The organism is Rhodococcus sp. KRD162 (assembly GCF_017168335.1).
In the GTDB taxonomy this organism is placed as follows: Bacteria; Actinomycetota; Actinomycetes; order Mycobacteriales; family Mycobacteriaceae; genus Rhodococcoides.
In genome coordinates, this window is record NZ_JABFAU010000027.1 from 1 (window position 1) to 12,070 (window position 12,070).

At 59.7% G+C, this 12,070-nt stretch carries 8 protein-coding genes and 2 pseudogenes; 8 read left to right on the top strand and 2 right to left on the bottom strand.

The window, feature by feature from the left end; translation table 11 throughout:
• Nucleotides 1-181: 181 nt before the first annotated feature.
• Complete coding sequence (locus tag J1M87_RS24090) at nt 182-1,048, bottom strand: aldo/keto reductase (protein WP_047040723.1); 867 nt, start codon at nt 1,046-1,048, stop codon at nt 182-184.
• A gap of 459 nt (nt 1,049-1,507) precedes the next feature.
• Here J1M87_RS24090 and J1M87_RS24095 point away from each other — a divergent pair, with 459 nt between their 5' ends.
• From J1M87_RS24095 to J1M87_RS24130, 8 genes and pseudogenes are all read left to right on the top strand, one after another.
• Nucleotides 1,508-2,137: an IclR family transcriptional regulator C-terminal domain-containing protein gene (locus J1M87_RS24095; RefSeq protein ID WP_288438582.1), complete on the top strand. Its 630-nt coding sequence runs from the start codon at nt 1,508-1,510 to the stop codon at nt 2,135-2,137.
• A gap of 461 nt (nt 2,138-2,598) precedes the next feature.
• Nucleotides 2,599-2,872, top strand: a pseudogene (locus tag J1M87_RS29495) (amidase family protein); the annotation flags it as partial.
• 100 nt (nt 2,873-2,972) lie between these two features.
• A pseudogene (locus J1M87_RS29500) lies at nt 2,973-3,164 on the top strand (hypothetical protein); the annotation flags it as partial.
• Nucleotides 3,165-3,226: 62 nt separating this feature from the next.
• The gene (locus tag J1M87_RS29145) at nt 3,227-3,727 is read left to right on the top strand and encodes an amidase family protein (protein ID WP_274611077.1); all 501 of its coding nucleotides are present in this window, start codon (nt 3,227-3,229) and stop codon (nt 3,725-3,727) included.
• Between the two features lie 133 nt (nt 3,728-3,860).
• A complete protein-coding gene (locus J1M87_RS24115; protein WP_206492308.1) occupies nt 3,861-4,613 on the top strand; it encodes a sulfite exporter TauE/SafE family protein in 753 nt (250 codons plus the stop codon).
• Between the two features lie 169 nt (nt 4,614-4,782).
• A complete protein-coding gene (locus J1M87_RS24120; RefSeq protein WP_241257429.1) occupies nt 4,783-5,547 on the top strand; it encodes a recombinase family protein in 765 nt (254 codons plus the stop codon).
• A 35-nt stretch (nt 5,548-5,582) separates the two neighbouring features.
• Complete coding sequence (locus J1M87_RS24125) at nt 5,583-5,978, top strand: hypothetical protein (protein ID WP_206492309.1); 396 nt, start codon at nt 5,583-5,585, stop codon at nt 5,976-5,978.
• 95 nt (nt 5,979-6,073) lie between these two features.
• Nucleotides 6,074-11,038, top strand: coding sequence for a helicase-related protein (locus J1M87_RS24130; protein WP_206492310.1), 4,965 nt, complete (start codon nt 6,074-6,076; stop codon nt 11,036-11,038).
• 448 nt (nt 11,039-11,486) lie between these two features.
• Here the strand turns inward: J1M87_RS24130 and J1M87_RS24135 are convergent, their stop codons facing one another.
• Nucleotides 11,487-11,876 carry a hypothetical protein gene (locus J1M87_RS24135; RefSeq protein WP_206492311.1) on the bottom strand — a complete coding sequence of 130 codons (390 nt, stop codon included), beginning with the start codon at nt 11,874-11,876 and terminating at the stop codon, nt 11,487-11,489.
• Between the last annotated feature and the right edge of the window lie 194 nt (nt 11,877-12,070).

Consider the following 12,070-nt stretch of genomic DNA (forward strand, 5'->3'; position numbering starts at 1 on the left):
GACTCATCCGGCTGGCCGCCGCCAAGACCTACTCCCAAGCACCCCACGCAGCATGAGACTTTCGCGAGCACAATAGATGAGGCACGCAGGAATCATTTGGCGAGCATCTTGACATGAGGCACCACGGCCCCAGTCGGCCGAGTGGCCGAGGCCCCGCCGGACCGCGTCCGTTGGCCGGGATTCAGTGACCGTTTTCCGCAGCATCTGAGTCCCGCGCAGCAGTTTCGCCCATATCCAGGCGGGCCAGATCGTTCATGTCGTCGGCGGTCAGGGTGAAATCGAACGCAGAGATGTTCTCTCTCAACCAGACGGGGTCCGAAGCCTGCGGGATGGGCACCAGGTCCTGCTGAATGTGCCATCGCAGCAGGACCTGGGCAGGTGACCTGTTCAGACGGTCGGCGATGGCCACCACAAGGGGGTTCGCACGCAGTCCGGATTCACGGCCGATCGGGCTCCAGGATTGGGTGAGGATTCCCAGCTCCCGGTGGACCGCACGCGGTTGTGTGCGCGCCAGAGCAGGACTTAGCTGAATCTGGTTGACGTCCGGAACGACTCCGGTCGCTTCGATGATTTTCCTCAGGTGGGCCGGCTTGAAGTTGGAGACGCCGATGGCCTTGACGGCGCCTTCCTCTAACAGGGTTACAAGGCCTTTCCATGCCTCCGCATACGCGCCAAGCGCCGGCACCGGCCAATGGCACATGAACATGTCCAGATAGTCGACCCTAAGCTTCCGCAGGCTTTCGTCGTACGCCCGACGGACGCCGTCGACGCTGTGGGACTCCTTGTTGAACTTGCTGGAAATAAAGAGTTCCGCCCGCGGGACGCCGGCGGTTCTGATGCCGCGGCCCACGGCTTCTTCGTTGCGGTATTGAACGGCCGTGTCGACCAGCCTGTAGCCGGTCTGCACGGCACAGCGGACGGCTTGCTCGCATTCGGCGTCCAGCATCGGCCATGTTCCGAGGCCGATCCGCGGCATACTGTGTCCGTTCAGCAAGGGCAGCCTTGAGGTCGCACCTGGTCTCGGAGCCGTACTCGTTTCATTTATCATCGGAGGGCCTCGTCTTTCGGATCTGTCGATAGTTTGCTAAACGGCTGAAGCCTCAGCTCTTTATGTTTGGGCCATCACGGGTGCGGTCAGCTCAAGGTAGGCGTTTGCCTCCTGCAAGCCAACGCCGCCGCCACACTTGTTGTCGATGTCGAACAGACTGGCCAGATGCGGCAGCTCGGCACGGTCGCCGTAATCCAGCAAGTGAAGCACAACGCATAACTGCTGTCCAGATGTTAATTCCGTTCAGCAGAGAACTGGCGAGATCTGCCGGTGTGGCAGTGGTAGCCGCCCGCCCAGCGCCGTCTGGCCTGTAATCCTCGCCAGTGGGGGCCATTAAACGCATCGCCATGAGATAGCTTCGGATAGGGCCAAGCCTCCCGGAGACCGCCTCCCTTTTGAAGAAGAGCGACCCGGGCCATGTCGAGGCGTTGGCCCGGGCTTTGTCCGTGCTGAAGGCCTATCAGCAGCCAGGACAGGCCATTGTCGGTCTCGGATGTTGCCGAGTTCGTCGGGATCGCCAGGACCGCGGCGGGGCGATTCATCCTCACCCTGGAATACCTGGGTTATCTGTCCTACGACGCCAGTGGCTATTCCTTGCGGCTAGCAGTGCTGGAGATCGGGGATGCCTATCTGCTGAGCCATAAGCTGCTGGCGGTGGCCCATCCGCACCTTGCGTCGCTGGTGCAGGAGGCTGGCGAGACAGCATCGCTGACGGTGCTGCACCGGGGCAGCGTGGTCTACGTGGACCGGGTCCACGCCGACCGCGTCCTGACCGTCAACATCATCATCGGCACCAGCCTGCCGGCGTACGCGACGGCGACCGGGCGCGTCCTTCTCTCCGGGCTCACCGAGGGGGAGCTTGATGAATATCTGGAAGCCCTGGTGCCGGAAAGCCTGACCGGCAACACCGCGATCGACCGCGAGGAAATCCGGAAGAGGATAACCGCGGCCCGGGAGCAAGGCTGGTCGCTGGCCGACCAGGAGCTGAAGCTGCTAAGTTCCTTGGCGTGCAGGCTCGACGAATCGACCGCCGAGGACAGTACTTCCGATCACTCCTGGCAACTAGGAACCTGTTCCGGGGCGCCTTGAACTCCGGGATCGGCTCAACAGCCGATGCTGCCGAGGTCGAAGCCGTCGTTCGGCGGGCCTGGAAGCGCTAACCTCGAAGCCGCAGCTTGCTCCATAACTAAAATTTCTTGAGTTTGTGACATATTGGAACCATGTCACCATCAACGTCGTGCAGCCTAGCCGAGGACCTACGCTCGCGCGGGAATAACGGGGTCGACCTGCGGGAACGACTGCGAGGCGATTGGCGCGACACGGCAGCGACATCCCACTTAAGGGAACCTGATTCCGATTCCATGGAGAATGTCCATGGAAAACCAAGGAATGAGGATGCCATGCCACAGCCCTTCAAGGGAGACCGCCGGAACATCACCGTGCGGATGCAGGCTGCTGATACCCAGAAGCTGCAAGCTTTCTCGGACATTACCGGCGACTCCAAGAGCGATGTTGTTGCTCGCGGGGCCATCGTGGCCGTCAAGGACATCATGCGTATCAACGGGTGGGCCGCCTCGGGCGCTACCGGGGCCTTCCGCATGGAAGCCGGATCCGAAGCCGCGGTCATCACTCGCCTTCGTGCAGCCGGTGCCGTCATCATCGGAACGGCCAACCTGCATGCCCTGGCCTATGGTCCTTTCAGCACCAGCAGCGACTTCGGCGCCGTGGGAAACCCCCTGAACCGCGGCAGCGGTCGCCGCCGGCTTGGCGGACGTGGCCATCGGAACCGACACTGCCGGGTCAATCCGCATGCCGGCGGCGCTATGCGGGGTGGTCGGACTGAAACCCACATTTGGGTCGGTGCCATCCGCTGGCTGCCCCCGTTGGCCCGCACGCTGGACCATATCGGCCCCTCACCAGAAGCGTGAACGACGCCAGGACCGTCCTGGATGTCCTAACAGGCTCAACCGGTCCTGCCGGAAGGAATGTTGCACCTACCCGAGCGCAGGCCGTAGCGCCTCCACGCCGAACCAGGATCGGCATCCCCTGGGGGTACATCGACCAACTTCTCGTCCCGCAGGTACGGGAGGCATTCGAGCGCTCGATCGGGCACTTGGAAGAACTGGGCGCCGAAGTCGTTCCCGTCACCATTGCGCAGCTGGATGATGCCCCTCCATCATGTTGTGCACCTTGGGTGCCGAGGCTTTCGGCACCTTCCGGGAACTATTGTCCGAGCGGGCACACCAGATCCCGGACGATGTGCGGCTCAGGTTGGAGGCTGGCATGTTCATCTCCGGAGCCGACTATGCCTATGCCCAGGAACTTCGCGAAAACCTGCGCCGCGGCGTCGACGCCGCCCTTGCAGGAATAGATGTGTTGGCCACTCCAACACTTCCGATCACCGCCCCCGGCCTCAGGGAAATCGACGGCTTCGTACCCGGTATGGGGGTTCCGGTACGAGCGGCCATGAACCGGTTGACATTGCCCTTCAACCTCACCGGACACCCTGCCCTCAGCCTGCCGGTGGCGACTGACAGCGAGGGAGCTGGAATCGGCATCCAGTTCGCAGGCCGGCATGGTGCCGACTCCGACCTTTTGTCGGTAGCGGCGCGCTTCGAGGAACAACTCGCCCCGCATCCGCCCTGCCCAGGTGCACCCTCGCAGGCAGGAACCATCTGACCACGGCTGCCACACCGCATCCGACTACACCACCTCTGAACCAGGGCCCGCCTCGCCGGGCTCGGAGTGTGGTGCAAGGACTTCCCTGATCCTCATCGAATCACCAGCCAAAACCACCGGAAAGGAGACTGCCGTGACCGAAGCTGCCGGTAGCGTGCTGATGATCCTCACCGTATTCGTGGGGGCCATGTCCCAGCGGCTGACGGGCATGGGCTTCGCCTTGATAGCCTCACCATTCCTGGTGGTGTTGATGGGCCCCATCGGAGGTGTCACGACGGCAAATCTCTGTAGCGCGCTGGCATCCTCGCTGATCCTGGGCCGGGTCTGGCGCGAGGTCCAATGGCCCACATTCCGGCGCCTGGCAGTTTGGGCGATCCTTGGCATAGCCCTCGGCGCGTGGATTGCCTCCGCATCCAGGGGGCCAGTGCTCGAAACGGCCAACGGCGCATTGGTCATCGTCGGCTTGGGTGCATCATTGCTGGCCCGGCACGGCCGCCGAGTCAAACATCGGGGAATCACGGAAGTAGTCGGCTTCTCCTCCGGTCTGATGACGGTAACTGCTGGGGTCGGAGGCCCGGCCTTGAGTATTTACGCACTGCTGACGGGCTGGGACCACCACAAGTTCGTCGCTACCATCCAACCCTATTTCATCACCGTTTCGGTGATCTCGGTGATATCAACCTCCATCGCCGATCCCGCAAAGTGGCCCCAACTCGGGACCGGACTTTGGATACTCGTCGCGGCTTCCCTCATTGGCGGGCTTCTCGCAGGCGATTGGCTGACTAAGTACATCAGTCCAAGAGCCGCTCGCACAGCGATGTTATTCCTCGCGTTTACGGGCGGAACGATCACCCTCATTAAAGGCGTCATGAACCTGGGTTCGTAGACTCTCGTTTGCGAGTTCTGAAGATACATATAGGTCCGCCCCATCGGGACTGGTTGGACCACATGACCAAGGCCGATAGCGCGCGACCACCTTCTTTGACCGTTTGTCGACGCATAATTGTGAACCGTATAAACCCCCCTCTGGGGTAGTCACAAACCAAGTACGAAACATGTATGCTCGTTCCAAGACCTTGACACGGTTTCTGACCCACAAGGAGGGGATCAACATGGAACGGCCAGAAAGCTTGGACGGCGTGGAGGAACCACGCATGGTCCCTGAGGGTGTCTCTCTTGGATACGCACGTGTTTCCACTCGCGATCAGTCCTTGGAGAGCCAGCGGCAGCAACTCGCGGCCGCAGGCTGCTATGACGTGTACGCCGATCACGGGAAATCAGGGGCGACGATGACACGCCCCGAGCTGGATGTCTGCCTGCGTGCCCTGCAGCCCGGGAACACACTAGTGGTCACCAAACTGGACCGACTTGGCCGGACTGTACGTGGATTGGTGGAATTACTGGACACCTTGAAGGACCGCAAAATCGCCTTTCGGTCGTTGAGCGAGGGCATCGACACCACCACCATGCAGGGCCGGATGATGTTTGGCATCATCGCCTCAGTGGCCGAAATGGAGCGCGAGCTCATTCGTGAACGCACCATGGCCGGGTTGGCCGTGGCGGCCGGCAAGGGCGGTAGGCCCCCGAGGTTGCAGCCTCATGATGTGCGCGAAGCACGCAGACTTAGGGAACGCGAGGAATGGTCCCTTGACCGGATTGCTGCAAAATTCAAGGTCAGTCGATCCACTATCATTCGTGCGCTCCGCCAAGATGGCTTAGTCGGCGCTGGATACGCTGGTACCAAACCAGCTAACTCACCCCGGGAGCCTACCGATGGCCAGAGCACGCAAAACCCAGATTCAGGGCCAAATATCTCTTGATGATTTTCTCTTTCCAGAACCAGAGGAGGTTCGCAATGAACACATACGGCAAGTTCGCGCAGGACACGTGGAAGATGCTGGCCCCACGCCAGTACGAGCTGATAGTGAACCCGGAGGAATGGTTCACGGACCTGGGGAAGGAAGCGGAGAACGCGGTGGGGGACCTGTCGGTGAAGATCGCGGGACAGGACCTGCCGGAGGAGAGCTACCTGGAGAAGGTAGGTCGGTTGAACGCGGCGAAAACACAGGCCGAGGAAATCGTGAGAGTGGAGATGCTGACCCCGCAGGCCGAGGAACTGACGGAGGACGAGGATCAGGAGCCGAGCGAGATGAGCCTTCACCTCCAATTCGTGAAGGAAATGAGAGAACTGCAACAGCAGGCGACAGAAGAACTGGACCAGTTGGAGAGGGACAGCAACCTGAATCAGTAGCCGCACCGGCGGGGTTCATTCCCACAAGCCAGGATGCCCTGGCGCCTTCAGGAGCGAGGGCACGCTTCCACGCAAACCTTGAGGCCCTACGTACCTTGCGAGCACTGCAAGCAGACGATCGGAGGGCCACCGAACAGGAGAAGGAAATTCTTGCCCGGTGGGGCAGCTGGGGAGCTTCGGGTGTCGCGGAGGTCTTTGATGAACCCCGGGCTGAGTTCGCTGCTGACAGGGCCGAGTTGCGCGAATTACTCACCGAGGATGAATACCGCGCAGCCAACCGCACGGTCCTTAATGCCCACTACACAGACCCGGCACTGGCCACCGAAATATGGCAAACGCTGCAAAGTCTGGGCTATGAGGGCGGGAACGTCCTGGAACCAGGCTCTGGAGCGGGCACCTTCATTGGCTTGGCCCCGCAAGGTACCACCATGACCGGAGTGGAGCTGGACCCGGTAACCGCAGGCATATCTCAGGCTCTCTACCCAGAAGCCACCATTCGTGCCGAGTCCTTTGCTGATTCACAATTCGGCAGCGGACGCTTCGACGCAGCCGTGGGCAACGTACCCTTTGGTAGGAACATCCTGCACGACACGACCCACAACCAGGGCCGACACTCGATGCACAACCACTTCATCCTCAAATCCTTGGACCTCACCCGCCCAGGCGGAATGGTCGCGGTTATTTCCTCTGCATTTACCCTCGACGCACAAAATCCCGCAGCGCGACGCGAAATCTACGCAAATGCTGATCTTCTGGGAGCGGTACGTCTGCCCAACGGTGCCCACCGCAGGGCTGCCGGCACTGATGCCTTGACCGACGTTCTGGTCTTTCGGCGGCGCATGCCCGGGGAGCAACCAGGAAACGCGGCATGGATTATGTCCCATCCGGTGTCCACCGCATCCGGGGCCGACGCACGCATCAATGACTACTTCACGCAGAACCCGGCGAAGGTGCTGGGAGAAATTGAAGTAGGCAACGGCATGTACGGCAACGCCACGGTTAACGTGCGCACCGATAACCTGCAAGCAGTCCCCGCAAAGTTGCGCGAGCAGCTGCAGGAGATTGCGACCAACGCAGTGGCCGCCGGCCGTGGATTCGGCCAAGACCAGCGTTCCCCCGAGGTACGGGCTGCAGCGAGCCTGCCACAGTCGCCGGCCACCGAGCAGGTAGGACATATCGCTGCCCTTGAAGATGGCACCTTCACCCAAGTGAGCCTCGCCAGGGTCACCGAGGAACTGAGCGTTCCGGCCACCCAACAAGCAGAGCTTCGCGCCCTCTTGGGCTTGCGTGATCGTGCACGCGCCGTGTTGACCTTGGAAGCATCCAACGTAGGGGATACCGACGAGCTGACAACAGCACGGGCGGATCTAGCCGTTAAGTATCAGGAATACGCAGACAAGTACGGTCCCATCAACCGGTTCGGGGAGCGGCGCACCGGACGCGCCGACGAAAACGGGCAAGAGATCATGGCCCGTACTCAACCCCGTGTCATGACGACGCTGCGCAAAGACCCCTACGGCCCCTTAGTGACGGCACTTGAATACTTCGATGAGGGAACGCAGAAAGCTAGACCCGCAGCGCTGCTCAAGGAACGTCAAGTACAGCCACGCAAACCCGTCCTTGGCGTCGACAACCCGGCAGATGCCTTGGCAGTGACCCTGGAGACCACCGGGGAAGTGGATTTGGAGAACATTGCCTCCTTGCTGGGTATCGAACAAGAAGAAGCGCGTGAAGCCCTCGGAGACCTGGTTTATGACATTCCTGGAGAACCGGGTGCCATGGAAACACGGGCGGAATACCTCAGTGGCAATATCCGCGAAAAGCTCGACGCAGCCACCGAAGCGGCTGCCGACGATCCGTCCTATCAACGCAACGTCACGGACCTCCACAATGTGATGCCACGTCCACTAGGTGCAGATGAAATCGAAGCCAAGATCGGTTCGGTATGGATCTCCCCGGACATCCACTCACAGTTCCTACAACAACTGATCAGAGACCCTCGCGCCCATGTGGACCGCGCCAGTGGCGCGAACTGGGATGTAAAAGCCAGCAAACACACCTTTCAGGCCCGTAACGACTGGGGTACCGACAGGATGCCCGCCGGAGACATTTTCAAGAACCTGCTGGAACAGCGCCGCGTCCAGGTCACAGACCCCGACCCAGACAACCCCGAGAGCGCCCGGCGCATCGTGAATCCCACAGAAACCACGGCTGCGCAGGAAAAGGCGCAGATGATCAAGGACCGGTTCAGTGAATGGGTCTGGGAAGACCCGGCACGCACTGTCGCTTTGACCGATGAATACAACCGCCGATTCAATTCCCTAGTCCTCCGTGATTACACCGTCGAAGGTGAACGGCTAACCCTGCCTGGGTTGGTGAAGTCTTGGAGCCCGCGCCCTCACCAGCGCGCCGCGGTGGCCCGCATGATTTCAGAACCCTCCGTGGGACTCTTCCACGAAGTTGGAGCGGGCAAGACTGCCGAGATGGCCATGGGAGCAATGGAACTACGCCGTCTTGGAATGACGAACAAGCCGGTCGTTGTGGTTCCCAACCACATGCTGGACCAGTTCGCCCGGGAGTGGCTACAAATCTATCCGCAAGCACGCATTCTGGCCGCCTCGTCGGCCGATTTGAAAGGGGAAAAGCGCCGGGAGTTCGTCGCCCGCGTCGCGGCCAATGACTGGGACGCGGTCATTATGACTCGCACAGCCTTTGAACGTATCGAGCTGTCTCCTGCGTCGGAGCAGGCTTACATGAAGCGCGAGACGGAACGCATGCGCCAAGAACTGGCTGCCACCAGTGCCCGGGCAGCTGAACGCGGCGAAAAGTCGATGACCGTCAAAAAGATGGAGGCACGACTCCAAGCGCGAGAAGAAAAGATGAAGACTAGGCTCGATAGGCCTGTGGACCCGGGCATCACCTTTGAGCAGACGGGCATCGACTACTTGATCGTTGATGAACTGCACGACTTCAAGAACCTCGATACACCTTCCAATATCAGCGACGCCGCCATTGATGGCTCTAAGCGTGCCTCGGACCTGCACGCGAAGATCGAATACTTGCGCGAAACGCACGGCGACCGGGTCGTCACCGGTGCTACGGCAACTCCGATTGCCAACAGTGTCACCGAGATGTACGTGATGCAGAGATACCTGCGTCCGGACCTCTTGGAAAAAGCCGGCATTCACGACTTTGACACTTGGGCAGCAACATTCGGTGAGGTCGTATCCGAGATGGAAATGTCCGTAGCCGGTGGAGATAACTTCAAAATGAAGGAACGGTTCGCCAAATTCCAAAACGTCCCTGAGCTTTTGAAAATGTTCCACACCTTCGCCGATGTCAAAACCGCCGAAGACCTACAGCTACCCGTACCCAAAATGGCTGCACGTGATGATGGGAAACGACTACCGAGGATGGTCACGGTGGAACCCAGCGCAGAGCTGTCGGAATACATTGCGGACATCGGGGAACGCGCTGAAGCTGTCCAGCAACGTTTGGTTGACCCACACGATGACAACATGCTCAAAATCTCCAGTGACGGCCGCAAGGCCGCACTCGATATGCGACTCGTTGATCCAACACTGGAGATGCTGGAAGGAGCCACTAAAACAAGTGCAGCCGCGGACCTCATCACCGGAGTTTATGAGAAGAACAAGGACCGCATCTACAAAGACCCTGCCACCGGCGGAGACCACCCGACCCCTGGGGCCCTGCAAATCGTGTTCTGCGATTTAGGCACACCGTCAAAGGGCTGGAATGTGTATGACCAGCTCAGAGACGACCTTGTTAGCCGTGGTGTGCCAGCGGAAAAGGTGCGCTTCATGCACGAGGCCAAAAACGATGCCGACAAGGGAAGGCTTTTTGCTGCTTGTCGAAGTGGAGAAGTCGCCGTCCTTGTTGGTTCAACACAGAAGATGGGTGTTGGAACCAATATCCAAGACCGGGCCGTGCACCTGGTGGATATGGATGCTCCCTGGCGGCCGGCCGACGTTTCCCAGCGCCATGGGCGGGTTATCCGTCAGGGGAACCAAAACCCCGAAGTCGACATCTCGCAGGTGGTTACCAAAGGATCGTTCGACACATTCATGTGGCAGACCTTGGAGCGGAAGTCGCGGTTCATTGATCAGATCATGCGTGGCAAATTGGACGTGCGCGAGATCGAGGATGTTGGAGAAAATACGCTCTCCTACGCGGAGGTCAAGGCTATCTCCAGCGGCAATCCTTTGATCCTTGAGAAGTCCAAAGCAGACCAAGAACTCTCCCGTCTGGAGAGATTGAGCCGTGCGTGGAATCGCAATCAGTCGTCTTTGGTGCACCGCAAGGACGGCGCCGAGTCAAGGGGGCGGAAGCTGATTGAGAACCTTCCTAAGTTGCAGGAAGCCGTTGCCCGGACGACCGGCGAAACTGGCGGTGAATCGTTTGCCATGACGATCAACGATTCACGCTACGACAAGCGGACCGATGCCGCAGAAGCACTAGGTTCCTGGGTAAAGGAAAATACGTCGATTAGGCCTTCGGCGTATGCAGAACGTGATGCGGGTATCGCCGCCACTATAGCTGGTCACAATGTCCGCGTCATGGAGGGTACGGCAATCCTCGGGGACATCAACTCATCATCGGTTCGATTTCACGTTGACCAAACCCCCGGAGTGTACGTGGAAGTTCGTCGGGACGCCGCGTTGAACCCGAATGTGGGACTGATTACCAGACTGGAAAATCAAGTCATGCGTCTGCCCCAAGCAGTCACAAAACAAGAACAAATGATCGAGGAAGCACGACAAGATTACAGAGACGCCGCAACCGCGCTGAGAGAACCCTTCAAGCACGAAGATGCCTTGAAATCGGCCCGATGGGAAGTTGAGCGCATAGGGCGTGAGATGCGAGGTGAAGATGCTCCGCAACCTACTTTTGATGCCGAGCTGGAGGCTATTCGCAAGAGCCAACGTGCAGATTTCCCATCACCCGCTGGACAGCGTCAGACGACGCCAGCGTCGGACTCGATGGCCGGTAATACAGCGCGTTCAACAGGTCCCCAACGGAGCAATGGAATGGATAGATAGAAACATGGAGCATTCATTCGCGGATCGAATCGAACCCGACATTGTCAGGGGAAAGATGGACTTCCCGGATGTCGAAGAGCGGTCTCAATTAGAGGGTTGGCTTGCCTCCGGGGTTCCCGACCCGGATACACCCGCGCGGCGACTGTGCGACCAACAAGACTGACAAAATATTTGATTGATTGTCCGCACGAGGTTACATTACCAATGACGAAGGGCCGGCATTAGCCGGCCCTTTTCGCTTGCCCCATTCCACCGCCGAAGGAGGCTGTGCATGGCCGCTGCTCGCCCGGGCTGACCTCTTATCGTGTCGGTGCCGTGGCGGTCGTGCGCAGGCGGTCAGCTGGTCCCTGTCGTCCACCTGTGTGCAGGAAAAGACCGAAGGATTAATCTTTTGCTGTGCACCTGTGGACGAGAGGCAACTCATCATTTAGCGCTGACGTGCCACTATTCAGTCAGCGGTGCCAAGTTCTTCTCGGGCCTTCTTCGTGGCCTCGTTTGCTGTGTGAACCGTCTGGTTGGCCTGGTCAACTGCTTGTTGAGCACGTTCGGCTAGCGGATCAGTCTCCTGGGCCTTTTTGGTGCGGGTCGTGCGCTTGCGGACGCGCAACTTCTTTTCTGGCTCGGGGAGTCCCGAGGTGCGCAGCTCGTCGACTGTCCAGCCTGCGCCCAGCGCGGCCTGGAACTGCCGAGCATCTTCGTCTTCGGCCGAGCTGAGGGCGTCGCGCGCATCCGCCACGGCTTGGCGAGACTTAACCAGGGCGCGCACCGAATCCATTCGGTTGTTAAGGCGCCGCTGAAGTTCGTCTTCAATCTTCTGTGCATCAATTTGAGTAGCCATGGCATTCAGTCTAGTCCAGCATTTTTTGGATCCGCTAGGACTGTTAAGAAAGAGAGAACGGCGGAGCTGGTTGGGCCCCCGATAGCAGTCCAGCGTCTATGCGATAGCTAATTGGTTTTCTTGCGTCCAGGTTTCCCAGTAGCGCTGCGGCGTCATGCCGTCCAGGGATCCGTGGGGCCGTTCATGATTGTAGA